The sequence below is a fragment of the Aggregatibacter valvarum genome, assembly GCF_980468985.1.
In genome coordinates this window covers 844,998-870,686 of record NZ_OZ413141.1, presented here as the reverse complement: position 1 = coordinate 870,686, position 25,689 = coordinate 844,998, and the positions used below count along the sequence as shown (strand labels likewise).

The following is a 25,689-nucleotide window of genomic DNA, read 5'->3' as shown; positions in this document are numbered from 1 at the left end:
AAATAAACTGTGCTATAATCCACCGCACTTTTCGTCTCACCCACAAATGAAGGACAATCATGGATGCATTAAAATTGCTTACCGAGCGTTATTCGGAGAAAAAACTGAGCGCTCCAGCCCCCGATAAACACCAATTAACCCAAATGTTTCAAGCGGCATTGCGCAGCCCTGATCATGGCAGGCTGCAACCTTATCGTTTTATTGTCATTGAGCAAGATAAAATGACGGAATTAAGCCGTTTATTAAAAAGCGCCGTACATGAGCTGAACCTGGGTGAAGAACGCTTGAAAAAAGCCGAAAACCTAGCGACCCGCGCCCCGATGATCATCGGTGTTGTTGCCAAAATCGATCCGAATATTAAAAAAGTTCCGGAATGGGAACAGTTGCTTTGTGCAGGTTGCGCGACCTATGCCATTCAATTAGCGGCGAATGCCTTAGGCTTTAAAAACGTTTGGGTTAGCGGCCCTTGGCTGGACGGGAGCGACTTACGCCAAGCATTCCAATGCGATACCGCAGATAAAATCATCGGCTTTTTGATGATCGGATCTGCTGAAGATAAATTGGAAAGAGAGAAAAAAACGTTAAATTTAGATGGCCTTGTGTCTTCTCTTTAATGTTGTAAAAATACCCCAAAAACAGACCGCACTTGACGAAGCAATCAAAGTGCGGTCTGTTTTTTATTATAGCCAGCCAAGGTCTGGCTATAAAAACCATACGCATAGCCTATGGAGCTAAATAGCTTAAGCGATGAACAGAAAAATCCCTGCTACATAATGAACAAGGCTGACAACCGAAACTCAACATATAGGACGATTATTTACCCCCTCGTAGCGTGCAACTTGTTGCACGAATAATTAACCTCGATGCGTAATTCACGATTTCATGCGTAGCGTGCATCTTGATGCACGACCAAATTACGCACGGAATGTTATTTAACGCTTTCGGGCATTCATGATTTCGTGCAACAAGTTGCACGCTACGATTCTAAGCAATCAAAGTGCGGTCTGTTTTTTTGTTATTTTAATATGACAAATGAAGCTTTCTCATGCTGCTCCTCATTTGTTGTTATAAAAAATAAGCTCAATGCGTAAAAAAATTTTGACAATCATTCACATCATATAATATAATCTTTATATGTTAAATTTTTGTTAATTATTAATGTAAACTAAGGAGACAAATATGAACAAAAACGTTGGTGGTATAGATAAAGTCATCCGTATCCTATTAGGGGTCGTTCTTATCGCACTCACGTTAACGAACGTCATCGGTTGGTGGGGATGGATTGGTGTTGTGCCGTTATTGACCGGACTCTTCTCACGCTGTGGTCTTTATTCATTACTTGGCATTAACACCTGCCCATTAAAAAAATAATGCATTAAGGCATCATTTCCTCTTGGTAATGATGCCGCTTGTTTATTGATTCTGAGAAAAACACATACGATGACGATTTCCATCATTTCCGCCATGGAAGCAAAAGACAAATTAGCTGCCGGCGCCATATTAATCGATATTCGTCAACCGGAAGAATATCACCGCGAACATATCGACGGTTCAATTCTACAACCGCTGGCCGAATTACAACATCAAGGATTGAGCAAAACCTTAAAACAAGGAAGTTGCCTTATTTTTCACTGTGAATCCGGGGCAAGAACCGCCGGCCAAGCTGACTTTTTGAAAAAGTTGGCACAAGAAAATCATTGTGAAGCTTATCTGCTTCAAGATGGGATAACCGGTTGGAAAAACGCCGGGCTTGCTACGCGATTTAATCCGTCACAACCCATTGAGATTATGCGCCAAGTCCAAATCGTGGCAGGAAGCTTAATTTTACTGGGCTCGTTGTTGGGGTGGTGGATTTCGCCTTATTTTTATTGGCTACCCGCATTTGTCGGTGCCGGCCTCACCTTTGCCGGAATAAGCGGTTTTTGTGGTATGGCAAAACTTCTCTCTCTTATGCCATGGAACCGACGCTAACCAATTAGCGCGTGGAATTGCTAAAAAAACGGATCAGTTATTGGTTTCAGCGGACAGGACGTGTAAAATGCGCGCTCTTATTCCCACAATGTGTAAATACTGAAATAGGATCTGATGAAAGATATTTTCGAAAAAAGTCACGAAGCCAGTACCTTTTTAAAATTGTTGGCCAATCCGAATCGCTTGGCGATTTTGTGTTGTTTACACGAACAACGCTATAACGTCACCGAATTAACCGTCAAATTGAATATGCCGCAGGCAGCCATGTCGAACCAATTAGCCCTTTTACGTAAAGCCGGATTAGTGGCGAGCGAGGTCAAACATCGGGAGCGCGTGTATTACATTAAAGATCCGAAAGTTGCTGAGATGATCAACGTATTACATCGCTTTTTCTGTGAAGTTCCCTCCGAAAAAGTATGATTCTCATCACCCAATACAAAAAAACGCAGATTTAACGCTGCGTTTTTTGTATCGTTTAACTTGGACAAGTTTATCTAAACCATTTCCTCTTTATCTCTCATTGTGCATCTCAAGATTAGAAGAATCCTTTTCGCGTTTTTTCTTTGCCGCATCATTACGTTGTTCAGCAATATTATCCAAATAGGCTTCTGTAATATCGCCGGTAACATAACAGCCGGTAAACACCGAGCAATCAAATGCTTGAATAGCCGGATTTTCTTGTTGTACGGAACCGGTTAAATCCGCTAAGTCTTGGAACACTAATTTATCAACACCAATCAGTTTTGCAATTTCATCGGTGTTACGTTTATAGGCGATTAATTCGCTGCGTGTTGGCATATCGATGCCATACACATTCGGATAGCGAATTTCCGGTGCGGCGGAAGCAAAATACACTTTTTTCGCGCCGGCTGAGCGAGCCATCTCCACAATTTGTTCAGAGGTGGTTCCCCGCACGATAGAATCATCCACCAACAAGACATTTTTGCCTTTAAACTCTGCGGCAATGGTATTTAATTTACGGCGAACCGAACTCACGCGTTGCGCTTGCCCCGGCATAATGAATGTACGACCAACATAACGGTTTTTTACAAAGCCTTGGCGATAAGGTTTGTTCAACACATTAGCAATACGCAATGCAATATCATTTGAGGTTTCCGGCACAGGGATCACGACATCAATGTCGATATCTTGCCATTCACGAGCGATTTTCTCCCCTAAACGTTGTCCCATATGCACGCGGGCGGCATACACGGAAACACCATCAATGCAAGAATCCGGACGGGCAAAATAGACATATTCAAAAATACACGGCGTTAACACAGGATTGTCAGCACATTGTTGTGCATACAACTCACCATTGAACGTAATAAAAATGGCTTCTCCCGGCGCCACATCACGCACAAACTCAAATCCCACAACATCTAACGCCACGCTTTCCGAAGCGAACATATACTCGGTTTTGCCATGCTCTTCACGTTTACCTAACACCAAAGGACGAATACCATGGGGATCACGAAACGCCACCATGCCATGATCAATGATCATCGCAATACAGGCATACGCGCCACGAATATCTTCATGGGTTCGTTTCACTGCATTAAAAATATCTTGCGGCGTTAACGCGTATTTTTGCGGTTGATCCAAATGGTATGCCAAAATATTCAGTAAAAGTTCCGAATCAGAATTCGTGTTAACGTGACGGCGTGCAAGATTAAATAATTTCTCTTTTAATTCCAATGAATTGGTCAAATTTCCGTTATGTACCAAGGTTAAGCCATAAGGCGAGTTTACATAAAACGGCTGCGCTTCAGAGACGCTGGAACTTCCTGCTGTCGGATAGCGTACATGACCGATACCGGTATTGCCCGCCAAGCGCAACATATGCACTTGTTGAAACACATCACTCACCAAGCCGTTCGCCTTACGCAAACGAAAGCGATTTTCGTCATCAATGGTGACAATGCCCGCCGCATCCTGCCCACGATGTTGTAATACCGTTAAGGCATCATAAATGGCTTGATTTACCGGGGTTTGGCTGACAATACCGACAATACCGCACATACACGTTGTTCCTCTACTGATTCTGCGTTGAAGTTGGGGTTGGATTTGAAGCCGGTGTGGTCACTTGCTCCAAATTCAAGGTTGAATTTAAAAAACTGGAATTGGCTTGTATTTGTTGGAAGAACCAATCCACCACAAAACGAAAGTGCGGTATTAATTTTGACTCTTTCCACCAATCACTTTGATTTGATGCGGTGAATATATCCAAGAAAAATAACATTGCCGCCACAATAAGCACGCCACGTAATAGCCCGAAGCAAGCGCCAAGGACTCGGTCTGTACCACTTAAACCGGTGCGATCCACTAACTGACCTAACACATAATTTACGATGCCGCCGACAATCAATGAGGCAATAAATAAGATCGCAATGGCGACACCGTTACGGATATACAAGGATTCAATGGAGGTTAATAAACCCGCCAGATACACATAAAAATTACTTGCAATAAAAAATGCCACAACCCAACTGGCTAATGACATCACTTCGCGGACAAAACCGCGCAATAAGCTGACAAGAACGGAAAAAACAATAATGCCGATAATAATATAATCAATCATCAAACCATCTCTAAAGTATTGAAAACGACACTTCTATTTGCAACGGGCGGTATTCTAGCAAAAAACGGAAACGTTTGCGCAAAAATTTATGCGCTAAAAAACGCCCTTTTGCATAAAAGAAGCAAAGGGGCATCACTATACCATTGTTATGTTTGGGAATATAGAAAAAACCGGGGAATTAAAGATCTTGCCAAAAATCCCGTGGTAATTTTTTCTGAGCCATTTTCAGTAAGTTGGCTAAATCCAAATAAGTAGGCTTATCGGAAAAATTCGGTATGACTTCTTGCTTTTCTTTTAATTTTTCCAAAACGTGGTGAAAACCGACCGCACTTTGAGGGGACAATGGCGTTTGTGCGCGTTTGCCCAGCCAATAAAATCCCTGTAGCGGTAAACATAACGCAAATAATGCACTCAATACGGCAACAGCAAGCGCCATATTATCCCCTCGTGCATATATTTGCTGCCACACCACAAATAAAACCGCAAGAAACGGCATCATTTTCTGGGCAAATAAAGTGGCTTTAATAACGCGATTTTCGGGGAAGATAGCGCCTAATTTAGGCTCTAAAGGCCAAATGTTTAAATAGTGTTGTCCCGCTTTTAATGTGCGATAAAAACCCATGTCCTGCTTATCCTTTGTGTCAATTCAATGTCAGATTGCTCAACATAACATAAACCGACGGATTTTTTAATTTTCCATATTCATACCTCTTCTTTGGTAATCTTTTTTCAGGAAAAATGAATCACTTACGAAATGTAAAAAAATTGCTAAATTTTTTTGATTCAGGTCGCATTTTTTGATGTTAAGAATTTATTTTAAAAGGTGAAGGGTGTATTCTATGGCGGTTTAATTTTCTATTATTCGTTCACTATTTGGACGGATTTTGTTTAACTCAAACCCGTATAGGTCGCTTATGTCTGAAAAATTAGTCCTAATCCTCAATTGTGGTAGCTCTTCATTAAAATTTTCTATTTTGAATCCTGCCACCGGCGAAGAAAAATTGTCCGGCTTAGCCGAAGCGTTTTACTTACCTGAAGCCCGTATCAAATGGAAATTACACGGCGAAAAAGGACAGGCTGATTTAGGTGCCGGTGCCGCTCACGCCGAAGCGTTAAATTTTGTTGTTAATAACATTTTCTCGCTTGATCCTGAATTACAAAAAGGCGTTGTTGCTATCGGTCACCGTATCGTACACGGCGGTGAAAAATTCACATCCTCTGTTATCGTTACTGATGAAGTGGTTAAAGGCATCGAAGATGCAATTCAATTTGCCCCATTACACAATCCGGCACACTTAATCGGTATCAAAGAAGCATTCAAACTCTTCCCGCATTTGAAAGAGAAAAACGTGGTGGTATTTGATACTGCATTCCATCAAACCATGCCGGAAGAAGCGTACTTATACGCATTACCTTACTCTTTATATCGCGAACACGGTGTTCGTCGTTACGGTGCACACGGTACAAGCCACTATTATGTCAGCCGTGAAGCAGCAAAACGTTTAGGCGTCGCAGAAGACAAAGTAAACGTGATCACTTGCCACTTAGGTAACGGCGGTTCCGTATCCGCAATTCGTCATGGCGAATGTATCGATACCTCTATGGGTTTAACCCCGTTAGAAGGTTTAGTCATGGGTACCCGTTGTGGTGACATTGACCCGGCTATCGTTTTCTACATGCACGACACCCTCGGCATGTCCGTTGAAGAAATCAACACCACCTTAACGAAAAAATCCGGTTTGCTTGGTTTAACCGAAGTCACTAGCGACTGCCGTTATGCCGAAGACAACTACGACAAAGAAATCCCGGCAAAACGTGCATTAGATGTTTATTGCTACCGTTTAGCGAAATACATCGGTTCTTACATGGCCGTTATCGGTGAGCGTTTGGATGCCATCGTCTTTACCGGTGGTATTGGTGAAAACTCTGCGCACGTACGCGAACTCACCTTAGCGCACTTAAAATTGTTCGGTTATAAATTGGATAATGAGAAAAACATGGCTGCCCGTTTTGGTAACGAAGGCGTGATTACCGCTGACAACACCCCAATCGCCATGGTGATTCCAACCAATGAAGAATTAGTGATCGCACAAGACACCGCACGTCTTTGTATCTAAAACGTAATCAATAAACTGCCGATGTATTCGGCAGTTTCTTTTTCACTCTCTATTTCAATCGAAGGTAAATTATGTCTCGTACAATTATTTTAATTCCGATTAGTACCGGCGTGGGTTTAACCAGCGTAAGCCTTGGTGTAATCAATGCACTTGAACAAAAAGGTGCCAAAGTCGGTTTCATGAAACCCATTTCCCAACCAAATACCGGTGAAGATATTATCGACCGCACAACGGCTATCGTACGCACTAATACAGGCCTAGAAACCACTGAGCCGTTTATGCTAAGCGTGGCAGAATCACTGATCGGTCAGAATCAATCTGATGTTTTATTAGAAAAAATCGTTGAAAATCATCAACGTCTGGCTAAAAACAATGAAATTGTCATTGTGGAAGGCTTGATTCCAACCCGTAAACATCCTTTTGCCAACAGCATTAACTATGAAATCGCCCAAGCACTTGATGCAGAAATCGTATTAGTTGCAGCACCGGCCACAGAAACCCCGGCACAATTAAAAGAACGTGTTGAAGCCGCAGCTTCTCTATTTGGCGGTCAAAACAATAAAAATCTTCTTGGCGTGATCGTGAACAAATTCAATGCGCCAGTGGATGAATCCGGCAGAACCCGCCCAGATTTAAGCGAAATTTTCGATTCTTTCCAACACAGCCACAACAGCGAATCCGAGTTGGTAAAATTATTCGCTCAAAGCCAACTCAACTTATTGGCATGTATCCCATGGTCTGCTGATCTTATTGCAACCCGTGCGATTGATTTAATTAAACATTTAGGCGCATCTATTCTTAATGAAGGCGATGTAAACCGTCGTATTCGCGGTATCACTTTCTGTGCAAGAAGTTTGCCAAACATGGTGGAACATTTCCGTGCCGGAAGCTTACTCGTGGTTTCTGCTGACCGCCCGGATGTGATCGTGGCAGCGGCACTTGCGGTGTCCAACGGTATTGAAATCGGCGGTTTATTATTAACCGGCGGTTACAAATTAGATCCTCAAATCAACAAACTTTGTCAGCATGTTTTTGAAAACAAAAAATTGCCGGTTTTCCGTATTGAAGGCAACACCTGGCAAACCGCTTTAAGCCTACAAAACTTTAATCTTGAAGTACCGGTTGACGATAAAGAGCGCATTGAAAACATCAAACGCTACACCAGCGAAAAATTAGATGCCGCCTTCGTTAACGGATTAGTTGAAGCTTCAAGCCGTTTACGTCGTTTATCACCACCGGCATTCCGTTTCCAATTAACGGAATTAGCCCGTGCGGCGAATAAACGCATTGTATTACCGGAAGGGGATGAACCACGTACCATCAAAGCGGCCATCTTATGTGCCGAACGCGGTATCGCAGAATGTATCTTGTTAGCAAATCCAGAAGAAGTGCAACGCGTTGCCGAATCGCAAGGCGTAAAATTAGTCAAAGGCATCACTGTTGTTGACCCGACAAGCGTGCGTGAAAACTATGTCGCACGTTTAGTGGAATTACGTAAAGCCAAAGGCATGACAGAAACCATGGCACGTGAACAATTGGAAGACAACGTTGTACTTGGCACCATGATGTTGGAAGCCAACGAAGTGGATGGCTTGGTCTCCGGTGCAGTTCACACCACAGCCAACACCATTCGTCCACCGATGCAAATTATCAAAACCGCACCGGGTAGCTCCATTATCTCTTCCATCTTCTTCATGTTATTACCGGATCAAGTGTTGGTTTACGGTGACTGCGCGGTAAACCCGGATCCGACCGCAGAGCAATTAGCCGAAATTGCCATTCAATCTGCCGAATCGGCGAAATCCTTCGGTATCGATCCGAAAGTGGCGATGATCTCTTACTCTACCGGCTCTTCCGGTAGCGGTGCAGACGTTGAAAAAGTAAAAGAAGCGACGCGTATTGCGAAAGAAAAACGTCCTGACTTACTCATCGATGGCCCATTACAATACGATGCGGCAGTAATGGAAGATGTGGCACGCTCTAAAGCACCAAATTCTCCGGTTGCCGGTCAAGCCACGGTATTCATCTTCCCGGATTTAAATACCGGTAACACCACCTATAAAGCGGTTCAACGTTCCGCCGACCTTGTTTCTATCGGCCCGATGCTCCAAGGTATGCGCAAACCGGTGAACGACTTGTCCCGTGGTGCGTTGGTTGATGACATCGTGTACACCATTGCATTAACGGCAATTCAAGCAACACAATAAAACGCTTGAAAAACACACCGCACTTTCGTGCAAAAGAAAAGGCTTTCATGATGAAAGCCTTTTTTATTTACCTAAATAATTGAATTAATTCATCCATTTTTTTATCCAAATAAACTACTTATTCACAGTAAAAAGTGCGGTCAGTACGTAGCGTGCATCTTGATGCACGCATAAACCACGCACAGAACGTTATGTAACTAGGGCATACACAATTTCGTACGTAGCGTGCAACTTGTTGCACAAATAAACCACACACGGAACGTTATTTGAGACCTTTGCAAAAAAGCCTTTCCTCCAACAGCCGAAACCTAAACACAGATTTTCGGCTGTTTTTGTTTCAAATATCCACTGATTCTATTCAAATACCCCCTTAATCCTCCCCGGATACCTGATAATCAGGAATCCGGCCGCCTTTTAGGCGCAAACAGGCACACTTAGCCTGTTAGCGGCTTTCAACAGGTTCAAACACATCGCCTTCAGATGGCTTTGCGCACTCACTTTGAGCAGACCAAAATAGGCTGCCCGGGCGTAGCGGAATTTGCGGTGCAGCGTCCCGAAGCTTTGTTCGACCACATAACGGGTCTTCGACAAATATCGGTTGCGTTTGGTTTGCGCTTCCGTCAGCGGGCGGTTGCGGTGGGCTTTGCGCATAATGCCATCCTGCAGTCGACGCTCTTCCAGATGTTGTCAGTTTTCCGCACTGTCATAGCCTTTATCGGCATAGACGGTCGTATCTTCGGCTATACCTTCCAGCAAAGGTGACAGGTGGTTGCACTCATGGGTATTGGCTGGGGTGATGTGCAGTTTCTCGATATAGCCTTCCTCATCGGTGCGGGTATGTTGTTTGTAACCGAGTCTGTATAAACCGTTTTTCTTTGTCCAACGGGCATCTTTATCTTTGCTCGGTGTGGTTTGGCCGCTGACTTGTCCTTCGTCATCGACTTCTATGGCTTGACGCTGTTTGCTGCCGGCGGTCTGAATAATGGTGGCGTCAACAACGGCCGCAGATGCTTTCTCTACTTTTAGGCCTTTTTCGGTCAGTTGGCGGTTAATCAGTTCCAGCAATTCGGACAGGGTGTCGTCTTGCGCCAGCCGGTTGCGGTAGCGGCATAAGGTGCTGTAATCGGGGATGCTCAGTTCGTCGAAACGGCAAAACAGGTTGAAATCGATGCGGGTGATGAGGCTGTGTTCGAGTTCGGGATCGGAGAGGCTGTGCCATTGTCCGTAGAAGTGCAAGAGCGACGCGAACGAATGAAAAAACAGTTCGCCGACTAAAATATAGATGTAGAAACCTTAAAAGGCCGTCTGAAATACTATTTGCACTCATTCCCGATTTGCCGCAACCGATGTTATCGGGCGGATTGGCAAAAGCGGAATTGCCCGCCGTCCGCACAGGCTTGGGATTCATCGATCGCAAGCTCGGCGGCTTTCTCGAACTGGGCTGGTATGCTTATCAAATGAAGCTCATCGGCACAGGCAACACCCCGCAGCCGAAACGCTCCGCGTGGGCGGAACTGTTCCGCCTGCTGAAAAACATCCGCCAACACCGCCTGCGTTCCGAACGGGCGTAAAAAGTGCGGTGGAATTTTTGCAATTTTTCGCTTAAATTCCATCGCTTGCAGCTACAAAAGTGCGGTCTATTTTACGAATTTTTCTTTATATTCCCCAACAGTAATCTGCGCCCTTCAAATTCCTTTCCGGCAATTTCCAAAGCGAAGCGTTCTTTGTCGGCGTCGCGTACTTTGTCGTGTACGGCACGTAATTCCTGCACGCTAGCACCCAATGCCTTGACGATTTCATCGCCCATTTTCATGGAAGAATAGAAGGTTTCGCGCACTACGAAATCCGCTTCCGCTTTCACTAGGGCCAGCGCATTGCGTCTATCCCAGGCGCGCACGAACACCTTGGCGTTCGGGTTGATATGATGAATATTTTCCACAATTCTGACCGCACTTTCTCCGTTGTCCACGCATACCGCTACGATGTCGGTGTGTTCCACGCCGCTGGCATGCAGCACGTCGGCGCGGGTAGCTTCGCCGTAATAGACTTTGAAACCGTATTCGCGTGCGACGTTGATGATGTCGGGATCGTTGTCCAGAATGGAAATGGTGGCACCGTAGGCTAGCGGCATTTGGCTGACCACCTGCCCCATGCGCCCGAATCCGATAATCAGCACGTTGCCGTTGAGTTCGCCCGCATGTTCTTCCACATCGTCCACTGCCACAGCTGCGCTGGGTTCTTTGAAATAGCGGTCGAACAGCATAACGCTGAAGGGTGTCGTAATCATGGAGAGCACCACGATTGCCGTCATATTCGCTAGCACTTCCGCATTAATCGCCCGTTGTCAGCGGAGGCGAGTAATACGAAGGCGAATTCACCGCCCTGCGACATCAGTACGGCGCGGTGTATCGCGGTGAGATGGCTTGCTTTGGCAAAACGCGCCACTCCATAAATGGCAAAGCATTTCAAGATAATCATCAGTACAGTGGCGGAAAGAATTACCTTCCAGTTATTGAGCACCGTTGCCACATCCAGCGACATCCCGACAGCTAAGAAAAACAGCCCGAGCAAAAGGCCTCGGAACGGTTCGATATCCGCTTCAAGCTGATGACGGAAGTCGGATTCCGACAGCAGCACTCCCGCCAGAAACGCACCCATCGCCATAGACAGACCGCCCAGCTCCATTAAATAAGCCGCACCGAGTACCACCAGCAGCGCGGCGGCAGTCATCACCTCGCGTGCTTTGGATTTTGCCAGAATTTTAAACAGCGGATTGAGCAGCCAAATACCTGTCGCAATCAACGCTGCCAAAGAAAGCGCGGCAACACCGATTTTCTGCCATAGCGGTACGGCATCGGCAACGGCATTGGGATTATCGGGCGCTAGAAATGCTACAATCGCCAGCATGGGCACAATCAGCAAATCTTCAAACAGCAAAATGGAGACAATGCGCTGACCTTGCGGTGTGCTGATTTCATGACGTTCGTCCATAATCTGCATGACCATTGCGGTGGAGGTGAGTGTAAAACCTACCGCCGAAATAAACGACATCACTAAAGAAAAACCGTAAGCTAGCCCGATTAGGGTAAGGAACAGACTGGAAAGCGTCACCTGCAGGGTACCCAAGCCGAAAATCTGATTACGCAATTTCCATAAATGCGACGGCTTCATTTCCAGCCCGATCAAAAACAGAAACATCACCACGCCGAATTCCGCAATATGCAAAATAGCGTGGGAATCGGTAATGAGCTTTAATCCGAAGGGTCCGATAATCAGCCCCGCAGCCAAATAACCCAGAATCGAGCCTAGACCTAAACGTTTAAATAACGGCACGGCAACTACCGCCGCCCCCAATAACTCCACCACGTGCAATAAATCGCCGTCAGCCGCTTCTACCGCCATAATTCCTGCCTTTGTTAATTCATAAAAATTTTTCGTATTATAAAGAAAAATCGCCGTAACACAAGAAAGCCGTCATTTGACGGCTTCCTCTTAGAAAAGTGCGGTCGGTTTTTGTTAAATTATTGCACTTTGCCGTCGATTTCGATCGGGGTATATTCCACCGGCAGCCAAGTGTAGCGCCGTTGCTTTCGGCACGGATGTGTCCGATGCTAGGGAAGGGCATATGTGCGCCAGCTATCCAGATTTTACGTGTGGCGGCATCTTTGAGCGCGTCTTGGCGGCTGGCGCGTGCCTGTTTGGGGTCGCTGTCAAACTCAATGGCGATTTCGGGATCAAGCATTTGCAGTGTGTGGTTGTGCATCAAATCGCCCCACACCAGCATGGTTTGTCCTTTTGAAGTGAACTCGATGCCATTGTGCCCAGGCGTATGACCGGGGCTGGGGCGCGAGCGCATTCCGGGTACGACTTCTTCGCCACTCTGATAAAAACGCACTTTACCTGCTTTGGCATAAGGCGCTACGGCTTCACGCGCTAGCGTTGCCAAGCCGCGTAGGGTTTCAGACGGCATTTCAGGCAGCCTGAAAACCTAAAAAGTTCCCTCCTCCATTTATAAAGGAGGACTAGGGGGCGTTCAGACGGCGTTTCAGGTTGCCTGAAACCCCCAAATCTCACACCGCAAAATGCGGCATCACGTTTTCGGCGAAATCCTGAATGGTTTCCAGCGCGCCGCGCCGTGTAGGTTTTAAGTTCACGGTGATGTGCGCCACGCCGTCGGCTTGCTGTTTTTGCCAGAATTCGACGATGCCTTTGGCGCCGCCGCGCAGGTAGATGTTGTTGTAGAACTCGGCGGGCGCGTTCGGGTCTTCCAAGAGTTCGACGAAATTCGCTACGCCAAAGGGTTTCCAGGTTTCGCCGTCGCCCAATTCTTTGAGCGTGTTGACGATGTCGCCCAGTTTTTCGGGAGCGATGCCGTACCAAATCCATGCGTCGCTTTCTCGGGCAATCCATTCCAGCTCTTGGCGGGCGCGGCCAATAGCGAGCATCGGCAAACCGTGTGCGGGTTTGGGCACCAAGTCCAAATTGCCGCTGAATCTGCCGTAGTGTTCGCTATTGAACGCGGGGAATTTTTCCTGCGTCAGGCGGCGGATGATTTGCCACGCTTCGCGGTAGCGTTCGGCGCGGTTGTTGAAATCGGAGGCAAAGGCGGGGTATTCGGTGGGGCGGTCGCCGCTGGCCAAGCCGAGCAGGAAGCGGCCGCCGCTGATTTGTTCCACCGACGCGGCTTCTTTGGCGGTGAGCACCGGTTCGCGCAGCGGCGACACATAGCCCGCCGAGCCGAGCGCAACGTTTTGGGTGAGCGCGGCGAGATAACCCAGCGTTACCGACGGGTCGTAAATCTGCGCGACATCGCCAAAACTCGGGTCGTAAAACGGCACATCGCGCACCCACAGCGTGGCAATGCCGCTTTGGTCGGCGGCTTTTATCACGGTGGCGAAGTCGTCCATTTCGGGCACGGGGCTGTCGGGATAGCCTTTGAAGGGCGCAATCAGGCCCAATGTGAGTTTGCCCGGTTGGAAAGTGCGGGCGAAACCGCGATGGTTTTGCAGGCGTTCGGGTAATTTCAGCGCAGTCATTGTTTTGCTCCTTGTGATGAGTTTTTGCACGTGATGAAGTATATTTGTTTTATTCGGGAATGTGCTTCCCTAATCTCGGGCAAGAAAATACCAAATGCCCGATCTGCGCAAGAAAAATTTATGGAACTCAACAATCTCAACGATATGACCGCCTTTGTCGCCAGCGTAAAAAGAGGCTCGTTTACCGCCGCCGCCAAACAACTCGGGCTCACGCGTTCCACCATCGGTAAACGCATCGCCCGCCTTGAAGCGCGGTTGAACGTGTGCCTTTTGCAGCGCAATACGCGCAACCTTGCGCCCACCGACGAAGGGCGGCTGTTTTACGAACGCTGCACCGCCGTGCTGGAAGAATTGGACAACGCCGAGCAATGCCTCGCCCAACGCAGCATCAAGCCGCAAGGCCGTCTGAAAATCAGCGCGCCGCTGGTGTTGGGCAAAACCATCTTGCCGCCGCTGTTGGCGGATTTTCTCCACCGCTATCCGCAAACCAGCGTCGAACTCTCGCTCACCGACGACTACGCCGACCTGATTTCAGACGGCTACGACCTCGCCCTGCGTAACGGCAATCCGCCCCAATGCGACAGCCTGATCGCCCGCACCGTGGCGCAACAAAAAATGCTCACCTGCGCCGCCCCCGGCTACCTCGTTCAACACGGCACGCCGCAAAGCCCCGACGATTTGGCGCACCACCAATGCCTGCATTTTCTCCACGGCGGCCGCGTCAGCCGCTGGCATTTCCAACAAAAAGGCAAAGAAACCACCTTTCAAGGCAGCGGACGTTTCAGCACCGACAACGGCGAAGCCCTGCTGGAACTCGCGCTGTCCGCATTCGGCATCGTCCAGCTGCCGCATTATCTGGTGCAAACAAGCCTTGATTCAGGCAGCCTGAAAAGCGTTTTATCCGATTTCCAACCCAAACCCGTGCCCGTGATGGCGGTGTACCCCAGCCGCAAACAGCTCTCGCCCAAAGTGCGGGCGTTGGTGGATATGATGGGGGAAGCGTGGGGGAAGGCCGTCTGAGATGCCGCCGGCCATTCCAAAAAAGCTGCCTGAAAAACAAAAAAGGCCGTCTGAAAACCTAATTCCGGGTTTCAGACGGCCTGAGACCTTTGCAAAAATAAATCGATAAGGTCTATAATTGGCGCGCAATCCATCATTTCACGGAGACAAATTATGCATACACAAAATCTTATTATCGGCTTTGGCAAAGCGGGCAAAACGCTGGCGGCGGATTTGGCGAAACACGGGCAGCAGGTCGTGCTGGTGGAACAGTCGGCGCAGATGTACGGCGGCACTTGCATCAACATCGGCTGTATTCCCAGCAAAAAACTGATTGTCGAGAGCGAGCAGCGCGGGCATAACACCGACAAAGCGGCGGTGTTTGCGGCGGCGATGAACGCGAAAAACACCCTGATTCCGAAATTGCGCGCTGCCAATTTCGCCAAACTGGACAATCTGGACGGCGTAACCGTGCTCAACGCGCGCGCCGAGTTTCTCGACGATCGCACGGTCAAACTGACTGACCCAGACGGCGGCGAGCAAACCCTTACCGCCGAACGCATTTTCATCAACACCGGTGCCACCCCGCGCCGCCTGGGCGTGGCGGGCGAAGACAGCCCGCGCGTACTCGACAGCACCGGCGTGCTTTCGCTTACCCAACGCCCCGACCGCCTCGTCATCATCGGCGGCGGCTACATCGGCTTGGAATTTGCCTTTATGTTCCGCGCCTTCGGCAGCGAAATCACGATTCTCGACGGCGGCGACCGCTTCCTGCCGCGTGAAGATCGCGACATCGCCGAAGAAATGCTGCGCGTATTAAACAGCAAAGGCATCAAGGTGTTGCAAGGCGTGAAAATTGAAGCGTTCCGCGACAATACGGCGGACACCAGCGTCATCACCTCGCAAGGCGAATTTACCGCCGACGCGGTGCTGGTGGGCGTAGGCCGCGTGCCGAACACGCAAGGATTGGGCTTGGCAAACGCGGGCATCGAAACCGACCCGCGCGGCTTCATCCTCGTTGACGACCATCTGCGCGTGCAAGGCAAAAACCACATCTGGGCGATGGGCGACGTGGCGGGCAGCCCGATGTTCACCTACATCTCGCTCGACGACTACCGCATCGTGCGCGAACAGCTTTTCGGCGACGGTAAACGCAACCGCGCCGACCGCACCCCGTTCCCGACCGCCACCTTTACCGAGCCGCCGCTCGCCCATATCGGCTTAACCGAAACCGCCGCGCAGCAATCGGGGCGCGAGGTGAAAGTGTTGAAACTGAAAGCCGACGCGATTCCGAAAGCCAAAATCCTCAACCAAACCGACGGCCTGCTCAAAGCCGTGGTGGACGCGCACAGCGGCGAAATCCTCGGCGTAACCCTGTTCTGCGCCGAAGCGCACGAAATCATCAACCTGTTTAAAATGGCAATCGATTTCCGCGTCCCTGCCCGCTATGTCAAAAACCAAATCTTCACCCACCCGACCATCGCCGAAGGGCTGAACGATTTGTTCGCGGGCTGCTAAAAAACTGGTTGTAAAACGACCGCACTTGATACGGAAATGCCATCTGAAAGCGATTTCAGAATCGATGCGGGTATGTTGTTTGTAACCGAGTCTGTATAAACCGTTTTTCTTTGTCCAACGGGCATCTTTGTCTTTACTCGGTGTGGTTTGACCGCTGACTTGTCCTTCGTCATCGACTTCTATGGCCTGACGCTGTTTGCCGCCAGCGGTTTGAATAATGGTGGCGTCAATGACGGCGGCGGATACTTTCTCTACTTTTAGGCCTTTTTCGGTCAGTTGGCGGTTAATCAGTTGCAGCAATTCGGACAGGGCATCGTCTTGCGCCGCCAGTTGCGGTAGCGGCATAAGGTGCTGTAATCGGGGAGGCTCAACTCGTCGAAACGGCAAAACAGGTTGAAGTCGATGCGGGTAATGAGGCTGTGTTCGAGTTCGGGATCGGAGAGGCTGTGCCATTGTCCGAGCAGGACGGCTTTGAACATGGACAGCAGGGGATGGCTGGACGGCCGCGGTGGTCTCTAAGGTAACGGGTTCTTTGACGATTCAGGTACTGTTTGATCGGCTGCCAATCAATCACTTGATCCAACTTCAATAGTGGGAAGCGATCGATGTGTTTGGCGATCATGGCTTGTGCGGTTTGTTGGAAGAAGGTGCTCATGAAAAATCCCCTAAATGTCTTGGTGGGAATTTAGGGGATTTTGGGGAATTTTGCAAAGGTCTCTATTTAACCTTTCGGGCATTCACGATTTCGTACGTAGCGTGCATCTTGATGCACGAGAAAAACACGCATGGAACGTTATTTAACCTTTTGAGAATTCACGATTTCGTGCGTAGCGTGCAACTTGTTGCACGAACAAACCACGCACGGAACGTTATTTAACTTTTTGAGCATTCACGATTTCGTGCAACAAGTTGCACGCTACGATTGACATGGTTCAAGATAATTTATCAACGAAAGAACATATTAACTGCACGTTTTATATGCGGATTGTTATTCCTTTAATTTATCGCAATTCCGAAAATGTTTACGCATAAAAAAGCGCCCCGAAAGGCGCTTTCATTTTGAACTCATTGACGATTATTTACCGTAGTGTTCACCTAATTTCGCTTTGTGTTTACCTTCTTCCACCATTACGATGAAGAGTAATAACACCGCTAAAACACCACCACCGATCATGACGTAGAAACCACCGTCCCAACCGTAGTGTTGTGCTGCCCAACCGATAACCGCTGACGCTGACACAGTACCACCTAAGTAACCGAATAAACCGGTGAAACCTGCTGCTGTACCTGCTGCCTTTTTCGGTGCAAGCTCAAGAGCGTGTAAGCCGATTAACATTACAGGACCGTAGATTAAGAAACCGATTAAGGTCATTAATACGAAGTCAGTTAATTGATATGGGTTTTCATACCAAGCAGAGTAGTTTGCAAGCTCTGCTTCAGGTGTCGCTGGGTTCATCCAGTATGCCACTACAGCAGCTGTAGTTAAGATCATGAAGATGAAACCGGTTAAACCACGTTTACCTTTGAAGACTTTATCGGATACCCAACCACATAATAATGTACCTGGAACCGCTGCTAATTCATAGATTGTGTAAGCCCATGCGGTACCTTTGATGTTGAAGTGTTTGACTTCACTTAAGTAAACCGGAGACCATTTCAATACGCCGTAGCGGATTAAGTATACGAATACGTTAGCAATCGCGATGTACCATAACAATTTGTTTTTCAATACATAAGTGACGAAGATTTCTTTTGTGCTTAAATCGTTTTCGTACGTTTTTTCGTTATAGTCATCTGGGTAGTCATTACGCCATTTTTCGATTGACGGTAAACCACAAGATTGTGGCGTATCACGCATCACGAAATACACCGGAATCGCACAAAGCATTGCTGCAATACCCGGATAATAGAGGGATTGTTGCCAAATATCTTTGGCTTGTGCTTCAACACCGTGAGTACTGAAGAAAATCGCACTGGCTAATAGCACCATGGCGCCCGGCATCATACCACCGATATTGTGCGCGGTATTCCAGATAGATACGATAGTACCGCGTTCTGATTTAGACCACCAGTGCACCATAGTACGACCACATGGAGGCCACCCCATCCCTTGGAACCAACCATTTAAGAAGATCATGACCCACATGATGGCAATGCCTGAAGTAGCCCATGGGAATACCCCCATCATGGTCATACAAAGACCAGAAAGCAATAAACCAAATGGTAAGAACACACGCGGGTTCGAACGGTCAGACATCCCCGCCATGACGAATTTAGACAAACCATAGGCAAGACCGGCTGCAGAGCCGATAACACCTAATTCCGCTTTTGAGTACAAGCCGGCTTGAATTAAGCCCGGTTGTGCCAAGTCGAAGTTTGCACGCACAAAATAGTATGCGGCATAACCAAAGAAAATCCCTGCAAACACTTGCCAACGTAAGCGTTTATACGTGGAATCAATTTTCTCCGCTGGAAGTTCCGCAATATGCGGAGCGGGTTTAAATGGTCCAAACATAATTTCTCTCCAAAATCATTTTAATTATGAGTCCACCCCCATACTGGGGATAGCGTGCATGATAAAATAAAAACAGAAATTAAACAGGGAAATAATTCAAAAATGTGATGCATTTCACAAAATATTTTTTAACAAATGAGCGAATTCGAAAATTATGTGATCCCTCTCACAAAATAGCTTTCTTTTTCGCTCAAAATGTTGTGAATTTAACCGCACTTCCCTACAATAGCCACTCAGTTTATAACCGTTTTTACGTTTCTTTTTATTCATATTTTGGCTTGGGGGTAACAATGGGATTATCGCCTAATCTGTATCGTGATGCGGGAGATTTTTCCCCGATTTCGACGGATGTGATTATCATTGGTGGTGGTGCAACAGGTGCGGGGATTGCTCGTGACTGCGCATTGCGTGGCATTGACTGTATTTTATTAGAGCGTCGTGATATTGCGACAGGCGCAACAGGCCGTAATCATGGTTTGTTACATAGTGGTGCGCGTTATGCCGTCAACGATCAGGAATCCGCAGAAGAATGTATTAAAGAAAACCGAATTCTGCGCAATATCGCTCGTCATTGTGTGGATGAAACAGAAGGTTTATTTATCACCTTACCCGAAGATTCCCTTGATTATCAAAAAACCTTCATCGAAAGTTGTACCAAATCCGGTATTGAGGCCGTTGCCATTGATCCTCAACTTGCCAAAATTATGGAACCATCAGTAAACCCAGATTTAGTCGGTGCAGTAGTTGTGCCAGATGGTTCAATCGATCCTTTCCGCTTAACGGCATCTAATGTGATGGATGCCACTGAAAACGGCGCAAAAATGTTCACTTATTGCGAAGTAAAAAGCTTAATTCGGGAAGGTGGCAAAGTAATTGGCGTGGATGTTTACGATCACAAAAATCGCGTAAATCGCAAATTCTTTGCGCCATTAGTCGTTAATGCAGGCGGTATTTGGGGACAAGGCATCGCAGAATATGCGAATCTTAAAATCAAAATGTTCCCGGCCAAAGGCGCATTACTTGTCATGGGACATCGCATCAACAAAATGGTCATTAACCGTTGTCGTAAACCTGCGGATGCGGACATTCTTGTACCGGGTGATACCATTTGCGTTATTGGTACAACCTCTAGCCGTATTCCTTACGATCAAATCGACAATATGGAAGTGACCCCAGAAGAAGTGGATATTCTTTTCCGTGAAGGGGAAAAACTCGCACCAAGCTTGCGTCATACTCGCGTATTACGTGCTTATGCGGGGGTACGTCCGTTAGTGGCGACAGATGATGACCCATCTGGTCGTAACGTAAGCCGTGGTATCGTGTTACTTGACCACGCAGAACGTGACGGCTTAGACGGCTTTATCACCATCACTGGCGGTAAATTAATGACTTATCGCTTAATGGCTGAATGGGCAACGGATCTGGTTTGTAAAAAACTCAATAAAACAGCACGTTGTACAACTGCAGAGCGTCCACTACCGGGTTCAAGTGAAAGCCGTGCAGAAACCAATCAGAAAGTCATTTCTCTTCCAAGTACGATTCGTTATTCAGCCGTATATCGTCATGGTTCTCGTGCTACTCGCTTATTAGATAAAGAACGTCTCGATCGTTCAATGGTATGTGAATGTGAAGCCGTGACCGCGGGCGAAGTTCGTTATGCTGTGGATGAATTAAATGTCAATAACTTAGTAGATTTACGTCGCCGTACTCGTGTGGGTATGGGGACTTGCCAAGCTGAGCTTTGTGCGTGCCGTGCGGCAGGTTTAATGAACCGCTTCAATGTGGCAACCCCTCGCCAATCCACCACACAATTAACGTCCTTTATGGAAGAGCGTTGGCGCGGTATCGAACCTATTGCATGGGGTGAAGCGATTCGTGAAGCCGAATTTACTTCATGGATGTATGGCAGTGTGTTGGGCTTAAATGATGTTCAACCGCTTGAAACTGACAAACAGCAAGGGACGGATAACAATGAATTTTGATGTAGTGATTATTGGTGGTGGCCTTGCAGGTTTAACTTGCGGCATCGCCCTACAAGAACAAGGCAAACGTTGTGTCATTATCAATAACGGCCAAGCGGCGATTGATTTTGCATCTGGCTCATTGGATTTATTAAGCCGTTTACCAAATGGTGCGTTTGTTAAAAATATTTCTGAAAATTTGACCGCACTTTGCGCTCAATTACCACAACACCCTTATAGCATTATGGGGGCTGAACGCGTATTAGCGAAAGCGCAAGATTTTGAAAAATTAGCGGAATCGTTAAATTTAGATTTAATTGGCTCAAGTGCAGAAAATCATCTTCGAGTAACGGGTTTAGGGAGTTTACGTGGTGCATGGCTTTCACCAAATAGTGTGCCAACCGTACAAGGCGAAACCCCATTCCCGTATAAAAAAATTGCGGTTTTAGGCATTGAAGGCTATCACGATTTCCAACCAGAATTATTGGCAGATAACCTCACGCTGAATCCACAGTTTGCCCATTGTGAAGTGAAAACAGGCTTTTTAAATATTCCTGAATTGGATCAATTGCGCGCAAATTCGCGTGAATTCCGCAGTGTAAACATTGCACAAGTTTTAGAATATAAATTGAAATTTGATGATCTTGTGGCTGAAATGAAAGATGCGGCGAAAGGCACTGAAGCCATTTTCTTGCCGGCTTGTTTCGGTTTAGAAAATCAAGAGTTTATGGAATCACTTCGCAAAGCAACTGGCTTACCATTATTTGAATTACCAACCTTACCGCCTTCTTTATTAGGTATGCGCCAACGTATCCAATTACGTCATCGTTTTGAGAAATTAGGTGGACTCATGATGAATGGTGATAGCGCATTAAAAGCACATTTTCATGGCAACAAAGTTCGCGCTATTCAAACGCGTTTGCACGAAGAGGAAGAAATCACGGCAGAGCATTTCGTCTTAGCGTCAGGCAGTTTCTTCAGTAAAGGTTTAGTTTCTGAATTCGATAAAATCTACGAGCCCGTATTCCATTCTGACATTATCGGTGTAGCAGGCTTTAACGATACCGATCGCTTTACTTGGACTGATCATCGTTTCTCAAATCCACAACCGTACCAATCTGCGGGCGTGGCGATTAATGCGCAATGCCAAGTCCAAAAGAGCGGTCAATTTTTAACGAATTTATATGCGGTGGGTAATGTGATTGGTGGTTTCAATGCGTTAGAGCTTGGTTGTGGTTCTGGCGTGGCAGTGGTAACAGCACTTGCTGTTGCTGATGAAATTCTTCACAACACACATTAAGGAGGCGTTATGAACATTCAACAATTAATTGATAATGCAAAACAATCCCTTAATGCACCACAACATCATCATGCGTTTGATGAGAGTTTTGAAAGTTGTATTAAATGTACGGCGTGTACCGCAGTATGTCCGGTTTCGCGTCAGAATCCAAACTATCCAGGTCCAAAACAATCGGGGCCGGATGGTGAGCGTTTACGCTTAAAATCAGCCGAGCTTTATGATGAAGCCTTGAAATATTGTACTAACTGTAAACGTTGTGAAATTGCGTGTCCGTCTGATGTCAAAATTGGTGATATTATCGTTCGCGCAAGAAACAAATATCTTGCTCAACAACACAAACCGGCTGTGCAAAAATTACGTGATGCGATTTTAAGTAACACCGATATTATGGGTACACTTAACACACCGCTTGCGCCGATTGTGAACACTCTCACAGGCTTAAAAGCGACAAAATTTGTGTTGGAAAAAGCATTGAAAATCAGCCGTCATCGTACATTACCAAAATATTCCTTTGGCACGTTCCGTAGTTGGTATATGAAGAAAATGTTGGCAAGCCAACAAAAATTCGAACGCAAAGTGGCGTATTATCACGGTTGTTATGTGAACTACAATAATCCACAATTGGGTAAAGAATTTATTCAAGTGTTCAATGCCATGGATATTGGTGTGGTGTTATTGGAAAAAGAAAAATGCTGTGGCTTGCCATTAAGCGTGAACCAATTCCCAGAACGTGCGAAAAAAATTGCGCAATTTAACACCGATTACATTGGCAAAATGGTGGATGAAAATGGCTTGGATGTAATCAGCGAAGCATCAAGTTGTGCCTTAAATTTACGTGATGAATATCATCATATTTTAGGTATCGACAATGCAAAAGTTCGTCCGCATATTCACATGGTGACACCATTCTTATATCAACTCTTTAAAGAAGGTAAAACCTTACCGCTTAAACCATTGAAATTACGCGTGGCTTATCACACTGCGTGTCACGTGGATAAAGCCGGTTGGGCACCGTACACCTTGGAAGTGTTAAAACAAATTCCGGGATTAGAAGTGGTGATGTTGCCATCACAATGTTGTGGTATCGCCGGGACATACGGTTTCAAGGCGGAAAACTATGAAGTGTCTCAAGCTATCGGGAAAACACTATTTGATCATATCAATGCAGGTGGATTTGATTATGTGATTTCAGAATGCCAAACTTGTAAATGGCAGATCGATATGTCATCTAATGTAACCTGTATCCATCCATTGACGTTGTTGTGTATGTCAATGAATCAATAATCCTCAATCCACCCCATACAAAGTGCGGTGGATTTTTTATTTCTTTTTTACTTACGCTTTTAAGCGCAGACATGGTTTAATCCGCTTAACCTAGGTAAACGATTGCGTACCCTGTTATTACAGGAAATCACAACCATTTAATCTTTGCTTTTTCCCTGTTGTCTGTGTAGAATGCGCGCTCGGTTTATTCACTAATCCGAACACAAGGAGCGTTTCATCATGGAAACATCGACGAAAAAGATGACTTTTCCTTCCGCATTTAGCATTCTTTTTATCATTCTTCTAATGGCCATTGGTTTAACTTGGCTTATTCCCTCGGGCGCTTATTCCAAACTGTCCTACGACAACACTGAGAAACAGTTCATTGTCAAAACCTACGGAAACCCTGATCAACGCTATCCTGCAACCGAACAAACCCTCAATCAATTTAATATTAAAATTCAGCTTTCCCATTTCACCAACGGCATTATCAAAAAACCCATTGCCATTCCCGATACTTATCAACGCGTTACACAACACGAAAAAAATGCCATCGATATGCTCCATGCCATGGTGGATGGCACCATTGAAGTGGCAGATATTATGGTCTTTATTTTTATCTTAGGCGGTATGATTGGCGTGATCAATAAAACCGGTGCATTTAATGCCGGCTTAATGTCGCTGGCAAAAAAGACAAAAGGCAACGAATTTTCTGTGGTGTTTGCGGTGTGCGTGTTAATGCTACTGGGAGGAACGGCTTGCGGCATCGAGGAAGAAGCCGTCGCGTTTTACCCGATTCTTGTACCGGTGTTTTTAGCACTAGGGTACGATGCCATTGTATGCGTCGGCGCTATCTTCCTTGCGGCGTCAATGGGTACCGCATTTTCCACCATTAATCCATTCTCCGTTGTCATCGCCTCAAATGCCGCCGGCATTCCTTTCACTGAAGGCATCGGATTCCGTGCCATCGGACTGATATTGGGCGGAATTTGCGTCATTGTTTATATGAGATGGTATTGCAAAAAACTGACTGCCAATCCCGCATTCTCTTACACCTACGAAGATCGTCAAGCCTTCTATGATCACTACATGAAAGATATCGATCCCAACGCCACCGTTGACTTCACCTTTAAAAGAAAACTCATTCTGATTTTATTCTGCTGCGCATTCCCACTTATGGTATGGGGCGTCATGTTCGGTGGCTGGTGGTTTCCTCAAATGGCCGCCTCCTTCTTGGCAATCACTATTCTCATTATGTTTATCAGCGGATTACCTGAAAAAGAACTCATCCACGGCTTCACACACGGAGCTTCCGAACTCGTGGGCGTAACACTGATTATTGGCCTGGCTCGTGCTGTCAACATTATTTTGGAACAAGGCATGATCTCTGACACAATTCTTGATTATCTGTCGCACTTGGTAAGCGGTATGCACGGCAGCATTTTTATTATCGGGCAACTTCTGATTTTTATCTTCTTGGGTCTCATCGTGCCCTCCTCTTCCGGCCTTGCCGTACTGTCCATGCCAATTATGGCGCCATTAGCCGATACCGTCGGTATTCCAAGAGACATCGTGGTTTCAGCTTACAACTGGGGGCAATACATCATGCTCTTCCTTGCGCCCACAGGTTTGGTGCTGGTAACCTTACAAATGCTGAATATTCCGTTCAATAAATGGATTAAATTCGTCATGCCGATTGTCGGCTGCCAATTTGTGATTTCATCCATTTTGTTAATCATTCAAGTGATCATGTACGGCCATTAAACCCGCATCAAGATGCAAAAATAGAGATTTCGTGCATCAAGATACACGCTACAACTGTGGTAACGTTAATACCTATTTTGATAGTCTCCGTAGCGTGCAACTTGTTGCACGAATAGACGCACTTAATCTCATCATTTATTTAAAAAGTGCGGTAACTTTAAGACCTGTTTTGATCGTTATCAGATTTAAAACAATACGGATTTCGTGTAGCAAGATGCACGCTACAACTGCGGTGGCTTTAAGGCGTATTTTAATCGTCATCGGATTTAAAACAATACGGATTTCGTGCATCAAGATGCACGCTACAACTGTGGTAACATTAAGGCGTGTTTTGATCGTTATCGGATTTAAAACAATACGGATTTCGTGAATCAAGATGCACGCTACAACTGCGGTGGCTTTAAGGCGTGTTTTGCTTCGTAGCGTACAACTTGTTGCACGAATAATGGGAATAAAT

The 25,689-nt window shown here is 46.4% G+C and carries 21 protein-coding genes and 2 pseudogenes; 13 read left to right on the top strand and 10 right to left on the bottom strand.

The features are described 5' to 3' along the window. Positions 1–59: 59 nt before the first annotated feature. From AC30SF_RS04000 to AC30SF_RS03985, 4 genes are all read left to right on the top strand, one after another. Positions 60–614: a nitroreductase family protein gene (locus AC30SF_RS04000; RefSeq protein WP_448757287.1), complete on the top strand. Its 555-nt coding sequence runs from the start codon at positions 60–62 to the stop codon at positions 612–614. A 565-nt stretch (positions 615–1,179) separates the two neighbouring features. Beyond that, the gene (locus AC30SF_RS03995) at positions 1,180–1,371 is read left to right on the top strand and encodes a YgaP family membrane protein (protein ID WP_290521763.1); all 192 of its coding nucleotides are present in this window, start codon (positions 1,180–1,182) and stop codon (positions 1,369–1,371) included. A 69-nt stretch (positions 1,372–1,440) separates the two neighbouring features. Continuing rightward, positions 1,441–1,971 (top strand): rhodanese family protein, encoded by a 531-nt coding sequence (locus AC30SF_RS03990; RefSeq protein ID WP_489607634.1) that lies wholly within the window; start codon positions 1,441–1,443, stop codon positions 1,969–1,971. Positions 1,972–2,085: 114 nt separating this feature from the next. Further along, positions 2,086–2,391 carry an ArsR/SmtB family transcription factor gene (locus tag AC30SF_RS03985; RefSeq protein ID WP_489607633.1) on the top strand — a complete coding sequence of 102 codons (306 nt, stop codon included), beginning with the start codon at positions 2,086–2,088 and terminating at the stop codon, positions 2,389–2,391. 90 nt (positions 2,392–2,481) lie between these two features. Here the strand turns inward: AC30SF_RS03985 and purF are convergent, their stop codons facing one another. The 3 genes from purF to yfbV all read right to left on the bottom strand — a co-directional run bounded on the left by purF (position 2,482) and on the right by yfbV (position 5,174). Then, a complete protein-coding gene (gene purF / locus AC30SF_RS03980; RefSeq protein ID WP_489607632.1) occupies positions 2,482–3,993 on the bottom strand; it encodes an amidophosphoribosyltransferase in 1,512 nt (503 codons plus the stop codon). Between the two features lie 13 nt (positions 3,994–4,006). Further along, a complete protein-coding gene (locus AC30SF_RS03975; RefSeq protein ID WP_489607631.1) occupies positions 4,007–4,552 on the bottom strand; it encodes a CvpA family protein in 546 nt (181 codons plus the stop codon). A gap of 178 nt (positions 4,553–4,730) precedes the next feature. Next, positions 4,731–5,174, bottom strand: a complete 444-nt coding sequence (yfbV, locus tag AC30SF_RS03970) for a terminus macrodomain insulation protein YfbV (protein ID WP_209362664.1) — start codon at positions 5,172–5,174, stop codon at positions 4,731–4,733. A 292-nt stretch (positions 5,175–5,466) separates the two neighbouring features. On the opposite strand from yfbV, the gene AC30SF_RS03965 reads away from it, so the two are divergent. Then, on the top strand, positions 5,467–6,669 hold the full coding sequence (locus AC30SF_RS03965) for an acetate kinase (protein WP_489607630.1): 1,203 nt from the start codon (positions 5,467–5,469) through the stop codon (positions 6,667–6,669). A gap of 71 nt (positions 6,670–6,740) precedes the next feature. Continuing rightward, the gene (pta, locus tag AC30SF_RS03960) at positions 6,741–8,876 is read left to right on the top strand and encodes a phosphate acetyltransferase (RefSeq protein WP_489607629.1); all 2,136 of its coding nucleotides are present in this window, start codon (positions 6,741–6,743) and stop codon (positions 8,874–8,876) included. A gap of 414 nt (positions 8,877–9,290) precedes the next feature. Here the strand turns inward: pta and AC30SF_RS03955 are convergent. Then, positions 9,291–10,100, bottom strand: a pseudogene (locus AC30SF_RS03955) (IS5 family transposase); the annotation flags it as partial. 110 nt (positions 10,101–10,210) lie between these two features. Here AC30SF_RS03955 and AC30SF_RS03950 point away from each other — a divergent pair. After that, positions 10,211–10,447 carry a hypothetical protein gene (locus tag AC30SF_RS03950; protein ID WP_489607628.1) on the top strand — a complete coding sequence of 79 codons (237 nt, stop codon included), beginning with the start codon at positions 10,211–10,213 and terminating at the stop codon, positions 10,445–10,447. Between the two features lie 71 nt (positions 10,448–10,518). On the opposite strand, the gene AC30SF_RS03945 is transcribed toward AC30SF_RS03950, so the two are convergent. The 4 genes from AC30SF_RS03945 to AC30SF_RS03930 all read right to left on the bottom strand — a co-directional run bounded on the left by AC30SF_RS03945 (position 10,519) and on the right by AC30SF_RS03930 (position 13,912). Further along, positions 10,519–11,187: an NAD-binding protein gene (locus AC30SF_RS03945; protein WP_489607627.1), complete on the bottom strand. Its 669-nt coding sequence runs from the start codon at positions 11,185–11,187 to the stop codon at positions 10,519–10,521. Positions 11,188–11,192: 5 nt separating this feature from the next. Beyond that, positions 11,193–12,278, bottom strand: coding sequence for a monovalent cation:proton antiporter-2 (CPA2) family protein (locus AC30SF_RS03940; protein ID WP_489607626.1), 1,086 nt, complete (start codon positions 12,276–12,278; stop codon positions 11,193–11,195). Positions 12,279–12,315: 37 nt separating this feature from the next. Then, positions 12,316–12,846, bottom strand: a complete 531-nt coding sequence (locus AC30SF_RS03935; protein ID WP_240075527.1) for an MBL fold metallo-hydrolase — start codon at positions 12,844–12,846, stop codon at positions 12,316–12,318. A 100-nt stretch (positions 12,847–12,946) separates the two neighbouring features. Next, positions 12,947–13,912: a TIGR03571 family LLM class oxidoreductase gene (locus AC30SF_RS03930; protein WP_003742240.1), complete on the bottom strand. Its 966-nt coding sequence runs from the start codon at positions 13,910–13,912 to the stop codon at positions 12,947–12,949. A gap of 120 nt (positions 13,913–14,032) precedes the next feature. Between AC30SF_RS03930 and AC30SF_RS03925 the strand changes: the two genes are divergently transcribed. Continuing rightward, a complete protein-coding gene (locus AC30SF_RS03925; RefSeq protein ID WP_489607625.1) occupies positions 14,033–14,932 on the top strand; it encodes a LysR family transcriptional regulator in 900 nt (299 codons plus the stop codon). A 153-nt stretch (positions 14,933–15,085) separates the two neighbouring features. Continuing rightward, the gene (locus AC30SF_RS03920) at positions 15,086–16,429 is read left to right on the top strand and encodes an FAD-dependent oxidoreductase (RefSeq protein ID WP_109128666.1); all 1,344 of its coding nucleotides are present in this window, start codon (positions 15,086–15,088) and stop codon (positions 16,427–16,429) included. Positions 16,430–16,483: 54 nt separating this feature from the next. Here the strand turns inward: AC30SF_RS03920 and AC30SF_RS03915 are convergent. Both AC30SF_RS03915 and glpT read right to left on the bottom strand, forming a co-directional pair. Further along, positions 16,484–17,084: pseudogene (locus AC30SF_RS03915) on the bottom strand (transposase); the annotation flags it as partial. A gap of 420 nt (positions 17,085–17,504) precedes the next feature. Beyond that, a complete protein-coding gene (gene glpT / locus AC30SF_RS03910) occupies positions 17,505–18,944 on the bottom strand; it encodes a glycerol-3-phosphate transporter (RefSeq protein ID WP_209362668.1) in 1,440 nt (479 codons plus the stop codon). Between the two features lie 290 nt (positions 18,945–19,234). Here glpT and glpA point away from each other — a divergent pair, with 290 nt between their 5' ends. The 4 genes from glpA (at position 19,235) to AC30SF_RS03890 (ending at position 25,232) form a co-directional block, all read left to right on the top strand. Continuing rightward, positions 19,235–20,926, top strand: a complete 1,692-nt coding sequence (gene glpA / locus AC30SF_RS03905; protein WP_489607624.1) for an anaerobic glycerol-3-phosphate dehydrogenase subunit A — start codon at positions 19,235–19,237, stop codon at positions 20,924–20,926. Next, positions 20,916–22,205 (top strand): glycerol-3-phosphate dehydrogenase subunit GlpB, encoded by a 1,290-nt coding sequence (gene glpB, locus AC30SF_RS03900; RefSeq protein ID WP_489607623.1) that lies wholly within the window; start codon positions 20,916–20,918, stop codon positions 22,203–22,205. The genes glpA and glpB overlap by 11 nt, the downstream gene beginning before the upstream one ends. A gap of 9 nt (positions 22,206–22,214) precedes the next feature. Next, positions 22,215–23,489, top strand: coding sequence for an anaerobic glycerol-3-phosphate dehydrogenase subunit GlpC (glpC, locus tag AC30SF_RS03895; protein ID WP_489607622.1), 1,275 nt, complete (start codon positions 22,215–22,217; stop codon positions 23,487–23,489). A gap of 219 nt (positions 23,490–23,708) precedes the next feature. Then, the gene (locus AC30SF_RS03890; protein WP_489607621.1) at positions 23,709–25,232 is read left to right on the top strand and encodes a YfcC family protein; all 1,524 of its coding nucleotides are present in this window, start codon (positions 23,709–23,711) and stop codon (positions 25,230–25,232) included. Positions 25,233–25,689 lie beyond the last annotated feature (457 nt).

What these genes read in the sequence shown, in the direction of transcription:
- AC30SF_RS03990 (WP_489607634.1), top strand. Translation starts at nt 1,441, where the DNA reads ATGACGATTTCCATCATTTCCGCCATGGAAGCAAAAGACAAATTAGCT.
- glpC (WP_489607622.1), top strand. Translation starts at nt 22,215, where the DNA reads ATGAACATTCAACAATTAATTGATAATGCAAAACAATCCCTTAATGCA.
- glpB (WP_489607623.1), top strand. Translation starts at nt 20,916, where the DNA reads ATGAATTTTGATGTAGTGATTATTGGTGGTGGCCTTGCAGGTTTAACT.
- glpT (WP_209362668.1), bottom strand. Translation starts at nt 18,944, where the DNA reads ATGTTTGGACCATTTAAACCCGCTCCGCATATTGCGGAACTTCCAGCG.
- AC30SF_RS03995 (WP_290521763.1), top strand. Translation starts at nt 1,180, where the DNA reads ATGAACAAAAACGTTGGTGGTATAGATAAAGTCATCCGTATCCTATTA.
- AC30SF_RS03985 (WP_489607633.1), top strand. Translation starts at nt 2,086, where the DNA reads ATGAAAGATATTTTCGAAAAAAGTCACGAAGCCAGTACCTTTTTAAAA.
- purF (WP_489607632.1), bottom strand. Translation starts at nt 3,993, where the DNA reads ATGTGCGGTATTGTCGGTATTGTCAGCCAAACCCCGGTAAATCAAGCC.
- glpA (WP_489607624.1), top strand. Translation starts at nt 19,235, where the DNA reads ATGGGATTATCGCCTAATCTGTATCGTGATGCGGGAGATTTTTCCCCG.
- AC30SF_RS03945 (WP_489607627.1), bottom strand. Translation starts at nt 11,187, where the DNA reads ATGACGGCAATCGTGGTGCTCTCCATGATTACGACACCCTTCAGCGTT.
- AC30SF_RS03935 (WP_240075527.1), bottom strand. Translation starts at nt 12,846, where the DNA reads ATGCCGTCTGAAACCCTACGCGGCTTGGCAACGCTAGCGCGTGAAGCC.
- AC30SF_RS03940 (WP_489607626.1), bottom strand. Translation starts at nt 12,278, where the DNA reads ATGGCGGTAGAAGCGGCTGACGGCGATTTATTGCACGTGGTGGAGTTA.
- yfbV (WP_209362664.1), bottom strand. Translation starts at nt 5,174, where the DNA reads ATGGGTTTTTATCGCACATTAAAAGCGGGACAACACTATTTAAACATT.
- AC30SF_RS03965 (WP_489607630.1), top strand. Translation starts at nt 5,467, where the DNA reads ATGTCTGAAAAATTAGTCCTAATCCTCAATTGTGGTAGCTCTTCATTA.
- AC30SF_RS03930 (WP_003742240.1), bottom strand. Translation starts at nt 13,912, where the DNA reads ATGACTGCGCTGAAATTACCCGAACGCCTGCAAAACCATCGCGGTTTC.
- AC30SF_RS03925 (WP_489607625.1), top strand. Translation starts at nt 14,033, where the DNA reads ATGGAACTCAACAATCTCAACGATATGACCGCCTTTGTCGCCAGCGTA.
- AC30SF_RS03890 (WP_489607621.1), top strand. Translation starts at nt 23,709, where the DNA reads ATGGAAACATCGACGAAAAAGATGACTTTTCCTTCCGCATTTAGCATT.
- AC30SF_RS04000 (WP_448757287.1), top strand. Translation starts at nt 60, where the DNA reads ATGGATGCATTAAAATTGCTTACCGAGCGTTATTCGGAGAAAAAACTG.
- AC30SF_RS03920 (WP_109128666.1), top strand. Translation starts at nt 15,086, where the DNA reads ATGCATACACAAAATCTTATTATCGGCTTTGGCAAAGCGGGCAAAACG.
- AC30SF_RS03975 (WP_489607631.1), bottom strand. Translation starts at nt 4,552, where the DNA reads ATGATTGATTATATTATTATCGGCATTATTGTTTTTTCCGTTCTTGTC.
- pta (WP_489607629.1), top strand. Translation starts at nt 6,741, where the DNA reads ATGTCTCGTACAATTATTTTAATTCCGATTAGTACCGGCGTGGGTTTA.